General features: G+C 68.8%; 16 protein-coding genes. 7 read left to right on the forward strand and 9 right to left on the reverse strand.

The window, feature by feature from the left end; translation table 11 throughout:
• Positions 1-421 precede the first annotated feature (421 nt).
• Complete coding sequence (locus tag ACQHII_RS27240; RefSeq protein WP_019075463.1) at positions 422-2,947, forward strand: ATP-dependent Clp protease ATP-binding subunit; 2,526 nt, start codon at positions 422-424, stop codon at positions 2,945-2,947.
• Positions 2,948-3,036: 89 nt separating this feature from the next.
• On the opposite strand, the gene ACQHII_RS27245 is transcribed toward ACQHII_RS27240, so the two are convergent.
• Positions 3,037-5,922: an NACHT domain-containing protein gene (locus tag ACQHII_RS27245; protein ID WP_427921771.1), complete on the reverse strand. Its 2,886-nt coding sequence runs from the start codon at positions 5,920-5,922 to the stop codon at positions 3,037-3,039.
• A gap of 47 nt (positions 5,923-5,969) precedes the next feature.
• The gene (locus ACQHII_RS27250) at positions 5,970-6,578 is read right to left on the reverse strand and encodes an HAD family acid phosphatase (RefSeq protein ID WP_427921772.1); all 609 of its coding nucleotides are present in this window, start codon (positions 6,576-6,578) and stop codon (positions 5,970-5,972) included.
• 444 nt (positions 6,579-7,022) lie between these two features.
• Between ACQHII_RS27250 and ACQHII_RS27255 the strand changes: the two genes are divergently transcribed.
• Positions 7,023-7,604, forward strand: coding sequence for a M23 family metallopeptidase (locus ACQHII_RS27255; protein WP_427921773.1), 582 nt, complete (start codon positions 7,023-7,025; stop codon positions 7,602-7,604).
• On the opposite strand, the gene ACQHII_RS27260 is transcribed toward ACQHII_RS27255, so the two are convergent.
• The gene (locus ACQHII_RS27260) at positions 7,601-8,197 is read right to left on the reverse strand and encodes a TetR/AcrR family transcriptional regulator (protein WP_427925419.1); all 597 of its coding nucleotides are present in this window, start codon (positions 8,195-8,197) and stop codon (positions 7,601-7,603) included. The genes ACQHII_RS27255 and ACQHII_RS27260 overlap by 4 nt on opposite strands.
• Before the next feature lie 128 nt (positions 8,198-8,325).
• Here ACQHII_RS27260 and ACQHII_RS27265 point away from each other — a divergent pair, with 128 nt between their 5' ends.
• The 4 genes from ACQHII_RS27265 to ACQHII_RS27280 all read left to right on the forward strand — a co-directional run bounded on the left by ACQHII_RS27265 (position 8,326) and on the right by ACQHII_RS27280 (position 11,873).
• On the forward strand, positions 8,326-9,912 hold the full coding sequence (locus tag ACQHII_RS27265; RefSeq protein WP_427921774.1) for an MDR family MFS transporter: 1,587 nt from the start codon (positions 8,326-8,328) through the stop codon (positions 9,910-9,912).
• Between the two features lie 223 nt (positions 9,913-10,135).
• The gene (locus tag ACQHII_RS27270; protein WP_427925420.1) at positions 10,136-10,588 is read left to right on the forward strand and encodes a helix-turn-helix transcriptional regulator; all 453 of its coding nucleotides are present in this window, start codon (positions 10,136-10,138) and stop codon (positions 10,586-10,588) included.
• Positions 10,585-11,019, forward strand: coding sequence for a VOC family protein (locus ACQHII_RS27275; protein WP_019075470.1), 435 nt, complete (start codon positions 10,585-10,587; stop codon positions 11,017-11,019). Before ACQHII_RS27270 ends, ACQHII_RS27275 begins: the two co-directional genes overlap by 4 nt.
• Positions 11,016-11,873 (forward strand): class I SAM-dependent methyltransferase, encoded by an 858-nt coding sequence (locus ACQHII_RS27280; RefSeq protein WP_427921775.1) that lies wholly within the window; start codon positions 11,016-11,018, stop codon positions 11,871-11,873. The genes ACQHII_RS27275 and ACQHII_RS27280 overlap by 4 nt, the downstream gene beginning before the upstream one ends.
• A 37-nt stretch (positions 11,874-11,910) precedes the next feature.
• Here the strand turns inward: ACQHII_RS27280 and cseC are convergent, their stop codons facing one another.
• The 5 genes from cseC to ACQHII_RS27305 all read right to left on the reverse strand — a co-directional run bounded on the left by cseC (position 11,911) and on the right by ACQHII_RS27305 (position 16,526).
• On the reverse strand, positions 11,911-13,254 hold the full coding sequence (gene cseC / locus ACQHII_RS27285; protein ID WP_427921776.1) for a two-component system sensor histidine kinase CseC: 1,344 nt from the start codon (positions 13,252-13,254) through the stop codon (positions 11,911-11,913).
• 8 nt (positions 13,255-13,262) lie between these two features.
• Positions 13,263-13,970 (reverse strand): two-component system response regulator CseB, encoded by a 708-nt coding sequence (gene cseB / locus ACQHII_RS27290; protein WP_427921777.1) that lies wholly within the window; start codon positions 13,968-13,970, stop codon positions 13,263-13,265.
• A 120-nt stretch (positions 13,971-14,090) separates the two neighbouring features.
• A complete protein-coding gene (locus tag ACQHII_RS27295; protein ID WP_427921778.1) occupies positions 14,091-14,780 on the reverse strand; it encodes a hypothetical protein in 690 nt (229 codons plus the stop codon).
• Entirely contained in the window at positions 14,768-15,307 is a 540-nt protein-coding gene (locus tag ACQHII_RS27300) for a SigE family RNA polymerase sigma factor (RefSeq protein ID WP_019064956.1), read from the reverse strand. The genes ACQHII_RS27295 and ACQHII_RS27300 overlap by 13 nt, the downstream gene beginning before the upstream one ends.
• Positions 15,308-15,605: 298 nt before the next feature.
• A complete protein-coding gene (locus ACQHII_RS27305) occupies positions 15,606-16,526 on the reverse strand; it encodes an A/G-specific adenine glycosylase (protein WP_427921779.1) in 921 nt (306 codons plus the stop codon).
• 318 nt (positions 16,527-16,844) lie between these two features.
• On the opposite strand from ACQHII_RS27305, the gene ACQHII_RS27310 reads away from it, so the two are divergent.
• Positions 16,845-17,651 (forward strand): hypothetical protein, encoded by an 807-nt coding sequence (locus ACQHII_RS27310; RefSeq protein WP_427921780.1) that lies wholly within the window; start codon positions 16,845-16,847, stop codon positions 17,649-17,651.
• Positions 17,652-17,666: 15 nt separating this feature from the next.
• Here ACQHII_RS27310 and disA read toward each other — a convergent pair whose 3' ends face one another.
• The gene (gene disA, locus ACQHII_RS27315; protein ID WP_427921781.1) at positions 17,667-18,791 is read right to left on the reverse strand and encodes a DNA integrity scanning diadenylate cyclase DisA; all 1,125 of its coding nucleotides are present in this window, start codon (positions 18,789-18,791) and stop codon (positions 17,667-17,669) included.
• Positions 18,792-18,804: the final 13 nt, after the last annotated feature.

An 18,804-nucleotide genomic window follows, 5' to 3' on the forward strand; every position in this document is an offset into this window, starting at 1 on the left:
GGCCCGGGAGTTACGCTGGGTGGTCCAGTGATTGCGCAGGGTGCCGGAAAAGGGGGCGTTCGGGGGTCCCGGACCGCGCAAGGTTGTTCGCCCGTAGCGGAGGGAACCGGTGCGCTCGGCATGGAGTGTCGGTCCGTACGGGTAAGACAATCCCTAGTGGGAGGGGGCGACACGCAGAAATTGGCGTCTCACGTTCGCCATCGGCGTACTCATGGTGAGGGTAACTGCCTGGCCTGCGGGAACATCGTCTCGCACCATCAAGTTGGAGCAGATGTCGGCGTTACGGTTCAGGAGGCAGTGTTGGTTCTCGGTCCGGTGTCGGCAGTTGGAATGAGCGGTCCCCGCTTGCGGGACTAAGCTGCGGAAGGACAGGGAGGGGAGCGTCCCCTTACTGCCTGACCGCTCTGAGGAGCGATTAACGATGTTCGAGAGGTTCACCGACCGCGCGCGGCGGGTTGTCGTCCTGGCTCAGGAAGAAGCCCGGATGCTCAACCACAACTACATCGGCACCGAGCACATCCTCCTGGGTCTCATCCACGAGGGTGAGGGTGTCGCCGCAAAGGCCCTGGAGAGCCTCGGCATTTCGCTTGAGGCGGTCCGCCAGCAGGTTGAGGAGATCATCGGACAGGGCCAGCAGGCGCCGTCCGGTCACATCCCCTTCACTCCCCGTGCCAAGAAGGTCCTGGAGCTGTCGCTCCGCGAGGCCCTTCAGCTGGGCCACAACTACATCGGCACGGAGCACATCCTGCTCGGCCTGATCCGTGAGGGCGAGGGCGTCGCCGCCCAGGTCCTGGTCAAGCTGGGCGCTGATCTCAACCGTGTGCGGCAGCAGGTGATCCAGCTGCTCTCCGGTTACCAGGGCAAGGAGACCGCCACCGCCGGCGGCCCTGCGGAGGGCACCCCCTCGACGTCCCTGGTCCTCGACCAGTTCGGCCGGAACCTCACCCAGGCCGCTCGTGAGTCCAAGCTCGACCCGGTCATCGGGCGCGAGAAGGAGATCGAGCGGGTCATGCAGGTGCTGTCCCGCCGCACCAAGAACAACCCGGTCCTGATCGGTGAGCCCGGCGTCGGCAAGACCGCCGTCGTCGAGGGCCTCGCCCAGGCCATCGTCAAGGGCGAGGTGCCCGAGACCCTCAAGGACAAGCACCTCTACACCCTGGACCTCGGCGCGCTGGTCGCCGGCTCCCGCTACCGCGGTGACTTCGAGGAGCGCCTGAAGAAGGTCCTCAAGGAGATCCGCACCCGCGGCGACATCATCCTGTTCATCGACGAGCTGCACACGCTGGTCGGTGCGGGTGCCGCCGAGGGCGCCATCGACGCCGCTTCGATCCTGAAGCCGATGCTGGCCCGCGGTGAGCTCCAGACCATCGGTGCCACCACGCTGGACGAGTACCGCAAGCACCTGGAGAAGGACGCCGCTCTCGAGCGCCGCTTCCAGCCCATCCAGGTCGCGGAACCGTCCCTGCCGCACACCATCGAGATCCTCAAGGGTCTGCGCGACCGCTACGAGGCCCACCACCGTGTCTCCATCACGGACGAGGCCCTGGTGCAGGCCGCCACGCTGGCCGACCGGTACATCTCGGACCGCTTCCTCCCGGACAAGGCGATCGACCTGATCGACGAGGCCGGCTCCCGGATGCGCATCCGCCGGATGACCGCGCCGCCGGACCTGCGCGAGTTCGACGAGAAGATCGCCGGCGTGCGCCGCGACAAGGAGTCCGCGATCGACTCGCAGGACTTCGAGAAGGCCGCCTCCCTCCGCGACAAGGAGAAGCAGCTCCTGGCCGCCAAGGCCAAGCGGGAGAAGGAGTGGAAGGCCGGCGACATGGACGTTGTCGCCGAGGTCGACGGCGAGCTGATCGCCGAGGTCCTCGCGACCGCCACCGGCATCCCGGTCTTCAAGCTGACCGAGGAGGAGTCCTCGCGTCTGCTGCGCATGGAGGACGAGCTCCACAAGCGGGTCATCGGCCAGAAGGACGCCGTCAAGGCGCTCTCGAAGGCGATCCGTCGTACGCGTGCCGGCCTCAAGGACCCGAAGCGTCCCGGTGGTTCGTTCATCTTCGCCGGCCCGTCCGGTGTCGGTAAGACCGAGCTGTCCAAGGCGCTCGCCGAGTTCCTCTTCGGCGACGAGGACGCGCTGATCTCCCTCGACATGTCGGAGTTCAGCGAGAAGCACACGGTCTCGCGCCTCTTCGGTTCGCCCCCCGGATACGTGGGCTACGAAGAGGGCGGCCAGCTGACGGAGAAGGTCCGCCGCAAGCCGTTCTCGGTCGTCCTCTTCGACGAGGTCGAGAAGGCCCACCCGGACATCTTCAACTCGCTGCTCCAGATCCTGGAGGACGGTCGCCTGACCGACTCCCAGGGCCGGGTCGTGGACTTCAAGAACACGGTCATCATCATGACGACCAACCTCGGCACGCGGGACATCTCCAAGGGCTTCAACCTCGGCTTCGCGGCCACGGGTGACACGAAGTCCAACTACGAGCGCATGAAGAACAAGGTCTCGGACGAGCTCAAGCAGCACTTCCGCCCCGAGTTCCTCAACCGCGTGGACGACGTCGTCGTCTTCCCGCAGCTCACCCAGGAGGACATCCTCCAGATCGTCGACCTGATGATCGGGAAGGTGGACGAGCGCCTCAAGGACCGGGACATGGGCATCGAGCTCTCCCAGGCCGCCAAGGAGCTCCTCTCCAAGAAGGGTTACGACCCGGTGCTGGGCGCGCGTCCGCTGCGTCGCACGATCCAGCGCGAGATCGAGGACACGCTCTCCGAGAAGATCCTCTTCGGCGAGCTCCGCCCCGGTCACATCGTGGTCGTCGACACGGAGGGCGAGGGCGAGGCCAAGACCTTCACCTTCCGGGGTGAGGAGAAGTCGGCACTGCCCGACGTCCCGCCGATCGAGCAGGCGGCCGGCGGAGCCGGTCCGAATCTGAGCAAGGAGGCGTAAGGCTCTAGGGCTTTACGGCTGGAAAAGGGGTCGGTGCCTTTTGGGCACCGGCCCCTTTCGCTTGGGCCGGGCAGACTGTCCGGCCCGCTCTACAGCTGCTCGACGCGGACGCCGGGGAGTTCCGGCATGGTGCTCCGTGCGGCGCCGGAGAGTTCGTCCTCCAGCTGGAGTTCCGTCAGAGCCGGGAGCGAGGCCACTTCCCGCCAGTCGGCGGCGGTCAGCGGGCGCCCGGACTCGCCGATTCTGAGGGTCGTAAGCGTGGGCCATCTACCGAGGCCGCGCAGCCCGGTGCCCGACACCGTGTCCGCTCTCAGATGCAGGTATTCCAGAGGCGCGTCGACGGGCAGGGAGTCGGCCAGGCTGTCCCCCGGAAGCACCTGGTTGACGGACAGCCAGGTCAGCGAACGGAGTTCGCGCAGCCCCCTGATGTGGCCGATCCCGGACAACCACATTTCGGTGAGGGGGAGTTGCGCCAGCGGTGCGAAATCCTGGATTTCCGGGCAGCGGTGCAGCCACAGACGGTTCAGGGAGGAAAAGGGCGACAGCACTCCCAGATCGGCCAGGCGGGGATTGTCGATCACGCTCAGCGTCTCGACCACGGCCGGCTCGGCCACGGCCGCCAGGATCTCCGGCACGGACCGTGAGCCGACGCAGGTGACACTCAGCCAAGGGCGCATCAGCCTGAGCGCCGCGTACTTCTCGTCGCTGTCGCACCTGATGTACAGGTCCGAGCGGTCCAGCCGGTCGAGCACCTCGACCGCGTACTCCCTGGTGTCGAACCGGTCCCAGGTGCCCACGAGTTGGCGCCGCACCGCGAAATCGGGATGCTTCCCGAACCTCCGCAGTACGGCGAACGCCGCCTCCGGCTCCACCGTGCCGAGCAGCGAGGCCGTGACGGTGACCGCGAGTGCCTCCGGGTCCGTCAGCCCTGCCGGACCCGGCAGCAACTCCAGCACCAGCGGCCCGGCCAGCGCCAGCGCGTGCGCCTCCTCCGTCGTACGCGGCGGGATCAGCGTGGCCGCGCGGGCCTCGACCTCGGCCCGCACCGCAGGGTCCAGCGCCGTCGCGTGCTCCAGGCAGGCCAGCGCCAGCAGCGTCACCCGGGGTTCGTCACGGGCGAGCAACTCCCGTAGCAGTACGACCCGTTCGCGCGGCCTGGCATGGGCGACGGCCATGCGGACGACGTCCTCCCACTGGGTGTCCTCCGCGCGGGAGATCAGTACGTCGAGGTGGCCCTCCTCCACCGCGTAGCGCGCGCCCAGGTAGTCCTGGAAGGTGCGGTGCACGAAGTCCAGTACGTCCACGGCGGGTTGGCGCAGCAGGCCGCTCCTCAGGAGCAGTGTCCGCAGGACCGTCCCCGCGTCCCCCTGGCCCGCCGCCGAGGCGACCGTGGGCAGACAGCGCTCCACGATCCCCTCGGCCGTCTCGACGTCCATCTCGGTGCGGCCGCTCAACACCAGGGCGTACGCGAGGCGTTGGAGGATCTCCAGCTGGGCCTCCTCGCCCAGTTCCACGCCCTCCAGCGCGCCCATGCCCCGCTCGCGGTCCCGGCGGGCCAGCAGCATCGTGAGGGCGGCGTCGTACAACTCCTTGCGGCCGGTGGGGAGATAGCCCTTCCGCTCCCGGTGCAGGGCGCAGATCAGGCCGCACATCAGGGGGTTGGTGGCGAGGCGGGCCAGGTCGCGTTTCGTGCGGAGGGAGTCCAGGAGGGGGGCCTCGTATTCCGGGGCCTCCGCCGCCGTGTGCCAGCGCTCGACGAAGGTCTTCACCTCGGGGCGGCGCATCGGGGCCAGGGTCAGTTCGTGGAAGCCCTCCGAGGACAGCCAGTCGGGGCGTACCGCGGTGGGGCGGGAGGTCAGGAGCCAGCGGTTGCCGGGGAAGGCGCGGATCAGGGCGAGGAGCCAGTCGCGGGTGCGGTGGCGGTCGGCGGAGGGGATCTCGTCCAGGCCGTCGATCAGGATCAGGCCCCGGCCGGCGGTCAGGACGCGCTCGGCCCAGCCCTCGGGCGGGGAGTGGGGGCAGCCGGTCGCCGCCAGGAAGGCCGCGGGGGAGGGGAGTTGGCCGGTGCGGAGCAGGGTGCGCAGCGGGAGGACGTACGGGACGCGGTCGCCGTCGCCGGCCGCCGTCACCGCGAGCCACTGCACCAGGGTCGTCTTGCCGGAGCCCGCGTCACCGCGCAGCAGGACCCGGTCGTGGGCCGACAGGGCTTCCTCGGCGGGGAGTTGGCGGTCGTAACGGGCGCCTGGGTGCTCCTCGGACAGGGAGTGTTCCTCCGTCGCCTCCAGGCTTAGGTACGCCACTTCGAGGGGCCAGCGGTCCGGGGAGTCGCGCAGATCGATGCCGTAGATGGTGATGTGGTTGTGGTGTTCGGCGACGTAGGAGAGGTAGCGGCGTTCGAAGGCGCGGTCGTGGGTGCCGGGGCGTGGGGTGCGGGCGATCAACTCGTCGACGCGGGCGATGAGTTCGGTCTGGTGCCGGGTCTGTTCGACGAGGGTGCGGGCCACGAACGTGGACCGGCGGGTGAAGAACTCCAGGATCTGGAGGCAGGCCCACTCGGTGGCGTTGCCGAGGAAATGGCCCGCGTCGGCGGACAGTCCGGCGGGCGCCGGCGCGCCGTGCGCCAACTGCCGTGCCAGTTCCCGGTGTCCGAGTCGTACGGCCTGGACGTCGTCCATGTCCAGGTCGCCGAGGGCGAGCAGGCGGCGGGCCAACGCGTCGGCCACCGCGGTCTGTTCGTCGAGGGGGAAGGGCGCTTCGCCCGGAGAGTCCACCGCCCGCGCGACCAGGCGGTCGGCGAGCTTGTGGACGTCCTTCTCCGTCAGTGTGCGTTTCTCGCCCTTGAAGGAGACGAGGTGCGACAGCCGGACCGGTTTGTCGACCAGGCCGGCGCCCGGCCCTTCGGGGACGAACAGCTTCTTCAGCAGCGGTGTGATCAGGCCTGACGCCAGCTTGCCACCGAGTACCGCGGGCTCCATCGGCCGCCCCACCCCCGTCGTCGCGCGAACGGACGGAGCCTAACCGGTTACGACAACTGGCCGTCGTAGTCCGGCAGTTTGAAGGTCTTCTCGGCGTGGCCGCCCGACAGGTCGGTGGCGCTGTTGCCGATGTTCGCGATGATCGTGTAGCCCTTGGACTCGATGTCGGCGCGCTGGGCGGTCTTGTAGGCGGCGACGTCCTTGAAGAGGTCGAACAGGCCGCGGACGTAGAGGCCGTCGACGTCGTAGCCGTCGTGTTCGAGGTTGTACTCGGTCGGCAGGTAGATGATGCCGGGCCGGGCCGTGACGAAGAACAGCGAAACCCCGTGCTCCTGGGCGTACTTGGCGACCGCGAGCACCGGCTTGTTGGCCGGCTGCGGCCAGCTGAAGCCGAAGTCGGTCTCCAGGGTGGTGTTGTCGATGTCGAAGACGATCGCCTGCTTCTCACCGGGCTTCGTCGCCGCGATGCGCTGCTTCAGGTAGGGCAGTGCCTGGTTCATGACCGTCTGGCAGTCCGTCTGCCAGGTCGCGTAGTCGACGGCAGCGGTGGTGCTCGTAGTGGTCGCGGCCTCCGCGGGCACGGTCAGCGCCGCGAGGGCGATCGCGGTCACGGCGACGGTGGCGGTACGGCGGGCCCAGGGGCGTCGTCTCGTCATGGGGTGGGGGTTCCTCTCACGTCTGCGGGCTGCCGGTGCGGAAGGCACATGATCGTGGGCGGGAGTGGCGAGAGGGGAACCATAAGGTTACTGAACGGTAGGTGGGTAGAGGTCTGCGCCACATTCCCGCTACCGGCGACCACCCCGCCCGGTGACAAGCCGCACAGGCGATTCGAGCCCTACTAGGGCGGGTAGTCGTGAGCCTCGTTCGGGGCAAAAAGGACTTTTTATGTGGAACCAGATGGGTGGTTTTGCCGTCAGGGTGGCGATTTATGGCTAACGAGTGCTCTGTCAAGGAGACGGAAGTTTTGCGATGAAGTACTAGCTTCCGTCGTAGAAGGGCTGTTTGGGGGTCCGTGGGGGCGCGGGTTACCAATGGACGTGCCATCCGGTGGCCGCTTGTGCGCCGGGTGGTCTTTCTGTCCCCGTCCCCGTGAGGTTCCGATGTTCCAGCGCTCCGCTTCCCGCTCTTCCCGTACGACGCCGCTCCGCACCCGGGTGGCCTTCCTGGCCGTCGGACTGGGAGCCACCGCCGTGCTGGGCACCGGGGTCGCGAGCGCCGCCACCGCGAGCGTGGCGCCGAAGACGGTCAGCGCCAAGACCGCCGCCTCCTGGGTCGACCCGGTGAAGAAGTACACGCTCTCCGCGAGCTTCGCGCAGGCCGGCGGTCTGTGGCAGTCCACGCACAGCGGGCAGGACTTCGCCGTGGCCAGCGGTACCGACGTCGTCGCCGCGCACGGCGGGACCGTCGTCAAGGCCGGCGGCAACGGCGCCGGTGACGGGGCCGCGTACGGCAACGCCATCGTCATCAAGCACGGCAACGGCACCTACTCGCAGTACGCCCACCTCTCGCGCATCGACGTGAAGGTCGGCCAGGTCGTCAGCACCGGCCAGCACATCGCGCTGTCCGGCAACACCGGCAACTCCACCGGCCCCCACCTGCACTTCGAGATCCGTACGACCGCCAACTACGGCTCGGCCATAGACCCGGTCGCGTTCCTGCGCGGCAAGGGCGTCACCGTCTAGGCCTGCTTCGTGCCCGCGTGGGCCTGCGTGATCATGTCGGTGGCGACCTCCAGGACGGCCTTGCGCTTGTCCTCGGGGTCGCCTTCGAGGTCCTGTACGGCGAACATGCCGGCGTGCAGCGTGAAGATCGCGCTGAGTGAGCGGACCTGGTCGACCAGGGTGGAGTCCGGGTCGATCATGATCTCCCGCAGGCCGCGCATGCGGTCCTTGAAGCGCTCGCCGATGCGCAGGTCCCGTACCGTCGCCTGGTTCTCCTGCATGAAGCGGAACAGCGGGGTCGCGCCGTCGAGCGCGACGGCGTAGCGCCGTACGATCTCCTGTTTGGTCTCCAGGGTGTGCGGCTGGTCGCGGCCCCACTCGATGAGGTCCTCGATCGGCTTCGTGAGGTCCTCGAAGATGCTGACCAGGATCTCTTCCTTGGTCTTGAAGTGGTAGTAGAGCGCCGCCTTCGTGACGTCCAGGTGCTCGGCGATCTCGCGCAGCGAGGTCTTCTCGTAGCCCTGCTCGGCGAAGAGTTCGAGCGCGACGTCCTGGATGCGCTGGCGGGTGTCTCCGCGACGTTGCCGCTTGGTGCCGTCCATGGTGCCGCCCATCCGTCTCATGCTCCAGCAAACTTACTTGACGCCCGGCTAGTTACGGGTCTACTTTCCCTTAGTGTAGTCAACTAGCCGGGCGGCAAGTAAGTAGCCGGACGGTAGCGGTAACTAGGGGAGTGGGAACGATGGCGGACACACAGACGGTCGACAAGGGGTCGGGGGAGACCGAGAAGCAGCCCAGGAGCGTGCGGGTCGTCCTGCTCGCCCTGATGATCACCATGATGCTCGCGATGCTCGACAACATGATCGTGGGCACGGCGATGCCGACGATCGTCGGTGAGCTGGGCGGGCTGGAGCATCTGTCGTGGGTCGTCACGGCCTACACGCTCGCCACGGCCAGCTCCACTCCCCTGTGGGGCAAGCTCGGTGACATGTACGGGCGCAAGGGCGCCTTCATGACCTCGATCGTGATCTTCCTGGTCGGCTCCGCGCTCAGTGGTATGGCGCAGAACATGGGGCAGTTGATCGGTTTCCGGGCCATTCAGGGTCTCGGTGCCGGTGGTCTGATGGTCGGCGTCATGGCGATCATCGGCGACCTCATCCCGCCGCGTGAGCGGGGCAAGTACCAGGGCATGATGGCCGGCGTCATGGCGCTCGCGATGATCGGCGGACCGCTGGTCGGCGGCACCATCACCGACAACTGGGGCTGGCGCTGGTCCTTCTACATCAACCTGCCGCTGGGCGTCATCGCGCTCGCCGCGATCAGCGCTGTACTGCACCTGCCGAAGAAGCGCTCGCAGGCGCGGATCGACTACCTCGGTGCCGGACTGCTGACCGTCGGCATCACCTCCATCGTGCTCGTCACCACGTGGGGCGGTTCGCAGTACGCCTGGACCTCCGTGCGGATCATGGAGCTGATCGCGCTCGGTGTGGCCGCGCTCGTCGGGTTCGTGTTCTGGCAGACCAAGGCCACCGAGCCGGTCGTGCCGCTGCACATCTTCCGCAGCCGCAACTTCACCCTGATGGCGGTCATCGGCTTCATCACCGGCTTCGTGATGTTCGGCGCGACCCTGTTCCTGCCGCTCTACCAGCAGTCCGTGCAGGGCGCGTCCGCGACCAACTCCGGTCTGCTGCTCCTGCCGATGCTCGGCGCGATGCTCGTGACCTCCATGGTCGCGGGGCGGGTCACCACCAACACCGGGCGCTACAAGGTGTTCCCGGTCGCCGGCAGCCTTCTGATGGGTGTCGGTCTGTATCTGCTGTCCACGATGGACGTCGACACGACCCGGTTCATGTCCGGTGTGTACATGGCCGTCGTCGGGCTCGGCATGGGCTGCCTGATGCAGATCACCATGCTGGTCGCGCAGAACAGCGTCGAGATGAAGGACATGGGGGTCGCGTCCTCCACGAGCACGCTGTCCCGGACGCTCGGCTCGTCGTTCGGTGTCGCCATCATGGGTGCGCTCTTCAACAACCGGGTTCAGGACGTCATGAGCCAGAAGGCCGGGGCGTTGGGGGCCAAGGTGACCGAGCAGTCGGCTCAGTTGGACGCGAAGAGTCTGGCGAAGTTGCCGGCGGTGGCGCGTGAGGCCTATCAGCACGCGGTGTCGGCGGGTACTCACTCGGCGTTCCTGCTGGGGGCTGTGGTGACGGTGCTGGCGCTGGTCGCGGCGGTGTTCGTGAAGGAGGTTCCGCTGAAGGGGGCGGGGCCGAAGGCCGAGGGGTCGGGCGAGGGCGTGGCGGAGAAGCTGCCGATCGTCGAGGCCGTCTGAGGTCGTCCGCAGTGAGCTGAAGGTCCCCCGGTCGGTGTCCGCCCCGGGGGGCCTTCGTGTTTTTCGCCCCCGCCGCCCCTACCCGTCCCTTCACTGGGGGCTGCCGCCCCCAGACCCCCCGCTTTCGGCCTGGACGGCCTCGTTCTCAAACGCCGGACGGGCTGAGTACAGCTGACCTGGGTCGCTGTCAGTGGGCCGTGTCACCATCGGGCGTATGGACAAAATGCGGCAGTTGCGGCTGGGCAAGGACGCCATGGACCGTGACTGGGCCGAGCCGGAACTCGACCTGGGCGTGGTGGCCGCGCATGCCGGGTACTCGCGGTATCACTTCATCCGGGCCTTCAAGGAGGCCTACGGTGAGACGCCGGGGCAGTATCTGATCCATCGGCGGATCGAGCGGGCCGAGGAGATGCTCCGCAGCGCCGACCTCTCGGTCACGGAGATCTGCCATCTCGTCGGCTTCAGCAGCCTCGGTACGTTCGCGGCGCGGTTCAAGGCGCGGACCGGGCTGACCCCGAGTGAGTACCGGAGCGAGCACGTGGGGCGCGGGGCCGCCCTCATCCCGGGGTGCTACGCGATGCTCTGGGCCGGCGGTTTCCCCTCCGCAACTTTGAAGAAGCGTGCCGCTGCCCGCCCTGCCTACGGTGAGGAAGACGACAGGAGAGCAGAGCCATGATCCAGGGACTGGGCATCACCACCGTGTGGACCTTCGACCAGCAGCGCACCAAGGCCTTCTTCACCGAGAAACTGGACTTCGAGGTCCGGGACGACATCTCGATGGGGGACATGAAGTGGGTCACCGTCGGTGCCAAGGAGCAGCCGGGCGTCGAGCTCGCGCTGATGAGCCTGGACGGGCCGGGCCTCGACCCCGAGTCCGCCGAGGCGTTGAAGAAGCTGGTCGGCAAAGGGGTGCTGGGGGCCGGGGCGTTCCGTACGGACGACTGCCGTGGTGACTACGCGACCTTCAAGGCACGTGGCGTCGAGTTCATCCAGGAGCCCAAGGAGCGGCCGTACGGCGTCGAGGCGATCTTCCGCGACGACAGCGGCAACTGGTACTCGCTGACCGAGCGCCGCGAGGAGCTCGACTTCTCCAAGGACTTCGGATGAGTGGGGAGTCGGTGGCGGAGGTCGAGCCGGATCACACGGCGGTGCGGGTCGCGCTGTGGCGGGCCCTGCATGTTCGGGCCGACGCTCCGCCGTATGTCATCGAGGACGAGGTCGGGCTGCGGCTCGTGGACCCCGGGGACGACTGGCGGGAGCGGCCCGACATGGACGTCGAGGCCACTCGCCGGATCCGTGCGTCGATCGTGGCGCGGGCCCGGTTCGTCGAGGACGTGGTGGCGGAGGAGGTCGCCAAGGGCGTCGACCAGTACGTAGTGCTCGGCGCCGGGCTGGACACCTTCGCCCAGCGGCGGCCCGAACTGGGCGCGAGACTAAGGGTGTTCGAGGTCGAACGGCCCGGCACCCAGGCCTGGAAGCGGCGGCGGCTCGCTGAGCTCGGGTACGACGAGCCGGACTGGCTGCGGTTCGTACCGGTGGACTTCGAGGGCGACTGGTGGGGGCAACTGGCCGCCGGAGGGCTCGACATCGGGCGGCCCGCTGTGGTGGCCGCGACCGGGGTCACGATGTATCTCACCCTGGACGCGATCACCACCATGTTCCGGCTCGTCGCCGGACTTGCGCCCGGCTCCACGCTGGTGACCACCTTCCTGCGGCCCGTCGAGGACGTGGAGCCGGAGCAGCGCGCGCAGTTGGAGGTGGCGGTGCGGGGCGCTCGTGCCGCGGGTACGCCGTTCCTGAGCTTCTTCACTCCTGAGCAGGTGCTGGAGCTGGGGCGGGCGTGCGGGTTCCGGGAGGCGCGGCACGTGTCGGCGGCGGATCTTGCCGAGCGGTACTTCGGGGGCAGGACGGACGGGGTGGGGCCGTCCCGGGGGGAGGAGGTGATGGTGGCGAGCACCTGAGCCCTCGTGCAGGGTGGCCGACCTCATCTTTGAAGAACTACGGCAGCATCGGATAGCTGCCCGTGCTCGTCGGTGCGTGTTCCGGCAGCCACAGCACCGCTACCGCGCCCTCCGCCGGGATGTGGTCCGGCGCGCCCGCGGGGCGGACGTTGCGGAAGGTCAGCCGGGCGCCGAGGACCCGGGCCTGGCCGGCCGCGATGGTCAGGCCCAGGCCGTGGCCGTGGCCCGCGCGGTCCTTGCTGCCGGTGCGGAAGCGGCTGGGGCCCTCCGCGAGGAGTTCCTCGGGGAAGCCGGGGCCGTGGTCGCGGACCCGGATGACCCGGCCCTCGACCGAGACCTCGATCGGCGGCTTGCCGTGCCTCGCCGCGTTGGCCAGCAGGTTGAACAGCACGCGCTCAAGGCGGCGGGGGTCGGTGGTGACCGCTGATTCGTGGACTACGTGCACCACCGCGTCCGGGTCCTTCGCGATCACCCTTCGGCTTACGAAGTCGCCCAGCATGATGTCCTGCAACTCGGCCCGCTCGGAGGCGCCGTCGAGACGGGCTACCTCCAGGACGTCCTCGACGAGGGTGCGCATCGCCTTCGCGCGGTCCAGGACCAGTTCGGTCGGGCGGCCCGGGGGGAGCAGTTCGGCCGCGGTCAGCAGGCCCGTCACGGGAGTGCGCAGTTCGTGCGCGATGTCCGCGGTGACCCTGCGTTCGGCCTCGAGTCGCTGTTGCAGCGCGTCCGTCATCGCGTCCACCGCGCGCGCGAGGTCGTCGGTCTCGTCCCGTACGACTCCGCCGATGGCGTCCCGTACCCGTACGTCCGTCTCGCCCTTGGCGACCTGGTTCGCCGCGACGGCCGCCTTGCGCAGGCGGCGCGAGAGCTGGCCGCCGATCAGGACGCCCAGCGCGCTGCCGCCGAGCACCGCCGCGATCGAACCGATCACCAGAGCCTGGTCGAGGTCCTTGAGGATGTCCGTGCTGCGGTCGGTGAACCCGGTGTGCAGCGACATCACATGGCCGTCCTTGAGCGGTACGGCCGCCCAGATGTCCGGGATGCCGTGCGGCCGGTCGGTGACGTAGGTCGCCCTGCGGCCCTCCTCGACCTTCTGGCGCAGCGCCGGCGGCAGGCTCGGGTCGTCGATCTTGATGCTGGGGAAGTTGGGCCGCCCGGACAGCTCGTAGTTGCGCTGGGCGATCTGGACCCGCTCGTCGGCGAGGTCGCGCGCGTTGTCCAGCATCGAGACCCGCGCCGCGTTGTGCACCACCAGGCTGAGCGCGATCGCGACCAGTGTGCCGACCAGCGCGATGGCCGCGCTGAGCTTCCATCTCAGGCCCGTACGGATGCCCGCTCTGTCCATGAACGACGGGACCCTGCGCCGTGAATTCCCCCGCATACCCCTGCTCAGGCCTTCAACTTGTAGCCGAAGCCGCGGACCGTCTCGATCCGGTCCTGGCCGATCTTCGTGCGCAGCCGCTGCACATGGACGTCCACGACCCGGGTGTCGCCGCCCCAGCCGTAGTCCCAGACCCGCTCCAGCAGCTTGTCGCGGGACAGGACCGTGCCCGGGGCCGAGGAGAACTCCAGGAGCAGGCGCATCTCGGTCGGCGTCAGCGCCACCGGCTGTCCGGCCTTGAGCACCTCCATGCCCTCGGTGTCGATCTCCAGGTCGCCGAAGGTGAGCACTCCGCCGTCGACCGTCTCCGCCCCGGTGTCCGCCGTGCGGTCGCCGCCGCTCGCGTGGCCGAAGCGGCGCAGGACCGCGCGGATGCGGGCGACCAGGACGGCGCCGTCGAAGGGCTTCGTGACGTAGTCGTCCGCGCCCGCCTCCAGGCCGAGGACCACGTCGATGGAGTCGGCGCGCGCCGACAGCATGATCACCGGAACGGTCGAGTCGTCGCGGATACGGCGGCACAGGCTCACGCCGTCCAGGCCGGGGACCATGACGTCCAGGAGGGCGATGTCGGGGCGGTTCGCCCGGAACGCCTCCAGGCCCGACAGTCCGTCGGGCATCGCCGTGACCGCGAAGCCGTCCCGCTCCAGGGCGAGTTGGGTGGCCTCACGGATGACGTCGTCGTCCTCGACGAACAGGACGTGGGTCTGGTCTGCCATCCCGGTGCTCTCAGTCCTCGTGTGGGTCGTTCTCAAGCATGGGACGCCCGAAGGAGCGTCCGCGTTCACTGAAGGATCGGATCGGAGGGGCCGATCGGTTCGCCGCCGCTCGGATTCCGTTCAGTTTCCGCTCGGGGCCGGTGACGCGTCGCCTCCGACCGCGTTGCTGTACTCGTTGTGCGTGCTGTACTCCTGGACGAAACGGCCCGACGTCCAGCGGTACGTGATCACGTTCTCGCCGGACGGACTCGACACCGGGTCGCCCTTCTCGTACACCTGCTTGGTGACGACCAGGTCGCCGCGGTCGATCTCCGCGTAGACCGGGGGTTCCTCGGCCTTGAAGACATTCTCGTACGTCCCACCCGTCGCGCGGTACACGTACGAGCCGATGCCGACCGCGTCGCCGCAGGTCATCACGTTGACGACGACGTCGTTGACGGTGCCGCCGGTCAGTTCGCCGTAGGACACGTCGACCGCGTACTCGTCGGCGACGCACGGCTTCAGCTCGTGTTTGACCGCCGCCGAGACGTTCGGATCGTCCTTGACCAGTTTCACCGCGTCCACGTGGTCGTCGGCGGTCGCCGACGGCGAGGGGGACTTGGCCTCCGCGACACCCGCGACCGAGTCGGAGTGCGCCGGGCCCTCGTCACGGGCGCCGGTGCCGCCGGTCGCGCAGCCGGACACCAAAAGGGCGAGGGCGGCGAGCACGGCCATCGCCGCGACCGCCGCCTCGAAGCTCCCGCGCACCCTGCCGGGCCCGGGGGCGCTGCTCAGCCCGGGCCCAGGGGTGTCGTTGCTCAGGCCGCGCAACGCTCCCGCTCCTCACGCTCCAGCGCGCGTGCGTCCAGGTCGCGGGCCTCCAGCTCCTCCCGGAGCCGGGCGAGCGCCCGGTGCAGCGTGCTCTTGACCGTACCGGCCGACATGCCGAGGGCGGCGGCCGTCTCCTCCGTGGACATCTGCTCCCAGTGTCGCAGGACGACGACACTGCGCTGTTTCGGAGCGAGAACTTTCATGATGTCCATAAGAAGCGCCCGGTCCGCGTGCTGTTCGGTCGCGTCGTCGACGCTCGCGTCCGGGAGCTGCTCGGTGGGGACCTCTTCGAGCTTGCGGGCCCGCCACCACTCGGTGCGGGTGTTGATCATGACGCGGCGCAGGTAGGCGTCCGCGAGGCGCTTGTCCTCGATGGTCTCCCAGCGGCCGTACGTCCGCACCAGCGCGGTCTGGAGCAGGTCCTGGGCGTCGACCGGGTCCGGCACCAGCCGGCGGGCGCTGCGCAGCAGCGCGTCCTGCCGGGTGCGGACGTACTCCTCGAATTCGAGCACCTCGCCCTGCGCCATGATCAACCGCCTCCATCCCCGTTTCCGACCCGCCTGCTGCCGGTTGTCCTTTGCTGCGTCCCGCCGGTCTGCGGCACAGGAATGAAGCTACGGAGGGGTTGTCACGGCACTGTGCGGACCAGCCTGCGGGGAACGCTCGGCTGTCCGTCGGTTGTGTAACGGAAGTAGGTCCGGGGTAAGGGGGCGGGGTCTTTGGGGTGGATATGGGGTGGTTTGGGCGGTGCCTGAGTGTTGCGAGGGCTGGGTGTTGGCCGTGGTTCGGGTCGGGTGAGGCTGGTGGCTGTGAATTGACCGTGTGTCAGGTACGGGTGGCGGGGAGTTGGTAGAGGGCGTTGGGGAGGGGTTCTACGAGGCCGTCCGCGACCAGGCCGTCCAGCGCTCTGGCCCGCTGTACCGGTTCGTGCCACACGCGGTCGAGCGTGGACTGCGGGACGGGGGTGTGCGCTTCGCGGAGTACGGCCAGGAGTTTGCCGCGGACCTGGCGGTCCGTGCCGGCGTATGTCTGGCCGCGGCGGGCCGGGCCCTCGTGGTCCGGTTTGCCTGCCAGGTTCCAGGTGCACTGGGCCGAGATGGGGCAGCGGTGGCATGTCTCGTTTTTTGCCGTGCAGACCAGTGCGCCCAGTTCCATGGAGGCGGCGGCCCAGCGGGCGGCGGTCTGCTCGTCCTGAGGGAGCAGGGCGCGGGCGAGTTTGCGCTCGGCGGCTGTGGTGGCGTTCGGGGGGTACTGGACTCCGGTGACGGCGCGGGCGAACACCCGGCGGACGTTGGTGTCGAGTACGGCGTGGCGCTGGCCGTAGGCGAAGGAGGCGACGGCGGCGGCCGTGTACTCGCCGATGCCGGGGAGGGCGAGGAGCTGGGCGTGGTCGGTGGGGACGTCGCCGCCGTGGCGTTCCGTTATGGCGGTGGCCGCGCCGTGGAGGCGGAGGGCGCGGCGGGGGTAGCCGAGGCGGCCCCAGGCGCGGACGGCTTCGCCGGGGGCGTCCTGGGCGAGGTCGGCGGGGCGGGGCCAGCGGGCGAGCCACTGTTCGTAGACCGGGAGGACGCGGGCGACCGGGGTCTGCTGGAGCATGAACTCGCTGACCATCACGCCCCAGGGGCCGGCGTCGGGGTGGCGCCAGGGGAGGTCGCGGGCGTTGTCTTCGAACCAGTCGATGACGGGAGCGTGGAGGTGCTCGCCGTTGGTGGACGTGGTGTGCGGGGGGTTCGTGGGCGCAGTCATGGCGTTTCGATCCTGCCATGGCCGTGGGTGGTTGCGGTGCTTTCGCCCGCGGGCGGTGGGTGGGGTCGGGGGCGCGGCGGTACGGCGAGCCCGCCGCGGTTGCGCCCCTCTGGTGTTGTCACAGTGAACGGCGTGGGGACCAGCTAAGCGGCGGGCTCGCCGTACCGCCGCGCCCCGCTCCCGTGCGTCGGCGGGTGCGGCTCGTGGTCCATTCCGCCTCATTCCAGGCGGTGTTGCCGGGATGATGATCCGGAAAAGTTGGGGCAGGCGCGGCGGGTGGGGCGAGGTAACTCCCCGTTGTCTCGTAAGGTTTGAGCCGTGGGATCTCTGCGCAATCCGGTCGGGCCGCTTCCCTCCTCCATCTATTGGCGACGGAGGGTCCTCATGGTGTCCGTGGTCGCCCTGTTGGCGCTGCTGATCACCTGGATCGTCACGTCGGGTGGCGGGGGTAGCAAGAATGGTGCCGATGGCGCGAAGAACGGGAGGACTCCCGCCCCTACGATCACTGCCGGTCCGTCCGGCACGGGTCCCGCCATCAGTCAACACCCCGGCGGCCGTGATGAGTCGGGGAGTGGTGGGGCGAGTGGTGGCAGTAGTGGTTCCAGTGGCGGGTCGTCGTCGGGGGGCAGTGGCTCCGCCGGTGGGTCTGGAGACGGTGGCAGTAGTGGGGGGTCTAACGGCGGGAGTGGTACGGGGACTACGGTTCCTGCTGATTCGACTCTGCCCAACTGCACTGCCAGTGCTGTGCAGTTGAGTCTGCGGAGTCTGCACAACTCCTACTCGCCCGATCAGACGCCTACTTTTGTGCTGACCGCCAAGAACTCGTCGAGCAGTGACTGCAAGGTCGATCTCGGGCCCAAGAGCGCGGTGTTGACGATCACTGAGGCGGGGGGTGCCGCCGACTACTGGTCCTCCGCCGACTGTCCGAAGGGGGCGGGGAGTGTGTTCTACCGGGTTTCCGCCGGGGGCGCGGTTACGTACACGTTGAAGTGGGACCGCAAGCCGAGTGCGCCCGAGTGTGCGACGCCTCCGGCTGGTTCGGCCGGTGCGGGGACCTATCTGGTGGAGGCTGCCGCTTCCGGGTTCGCCAAGGCCCAGACCTCGTTCGTGTTGGCGAGTGACTGAGGTCGGTTCGTTTCTCTAGACGTAGCGTTCCAGGATCGAGGATTCCGCCAGGCGGGAGAGGCCCTCTCGTACGCTCCTTGCCCTTGCCTCGCCTACGCCGTCGACCGTCTGTAGGTCGTCGACGCTTGCCGCCAGGAGCTTTTGGAGGCCGCCGAAGTGCTCCACCAGGCGGTCGATGATCGCGCCGGGGAGACGCGGGACCTTGGCCAGGAGGCGGAAGCCCCGGGGGGAGACCGCCGAGTCGAGGGCCTCGGGGGAGCCGGTGTAGCCCAACGCGCGGGCCACGGTGGGGAGTTCGAGGAGTTCGGCGTGGGAGAGGGCGTCCAGTTCCGCCAGGGCCTCGTCCACCGTGCGGGAGCGTTTGGCCGTGGGTTCGGGGACGTAGTCGCGTACTACCAGTTCGCGTTCCGCGTCCACGCCCGCGATCAGTTCTTCGAGTTGGAGGGAGAGGAGGCGTCCGTCTGTGCCGAGTTCCACTACGTACTCTGCGATTTCTGTGGCGATCAGGCGGACCATTTCGAGGCGTTGGACAACTGCCGAGACGTCCCTGACCGTTACCAGGTCTTCGATCTCCAGGGCGGAGAGGGTTCCCGCCACCTCGTCCAGGCGGAGCTTGTAGCGCTCCAGGGTGGCGAGGGCCTGGTTCGCGCGGGACAGGATGGCCGCCGAGTCCTCCAGGACTCGGCGCTGGCCGTCCACGTAGAGGGCGATCAGGCGCATGGACTGGGAGACGGAGACGACCGGGAAACCCACTTGTTTGCTCACTCGGTCCGCCGTGCGGTGGCGGGTGCCGGTCTCTTCTGTGGGGATCGTGGGGTCGGGGACCAACTGGACGCCCGCTCTGAGGATCTTGGAGAGGTCGGAGGAGACGACGATTCCCCCGTCCAGTTTGCAGAGCTCTCGTAGGCGGGTGGCCGTGAACTCCACGTCCAGGATGAAACCGCCTGTGCACATGGCTTCGACGGTCTTGTCGGAGCCGAGCACGATGAGTCCGCCCGTGTTGCCGCGGAGGATTCGCTCCAGGCCGTCGCGCAGGGCCGTGCCGGGTGCCACGGCGCTCAGTGAGGCGCGCATCAGGCCATCGGCACCGGAGCTCCCGCCGGACTTTCCGGGAGCTGACGCCCGGTCGTTGGCTGCCACTGCACTCCTCGGG

The organism is Streptomyces sp. cg40 (assembly GCF_050320165.1).
Classification (GTDB): domain Bacteria; phylum Actinomycetota; class Actinomycetes; order Streptomycetales; family Streptomycetaceae; genus Streptomyces; species Streptomyces hokutonensis.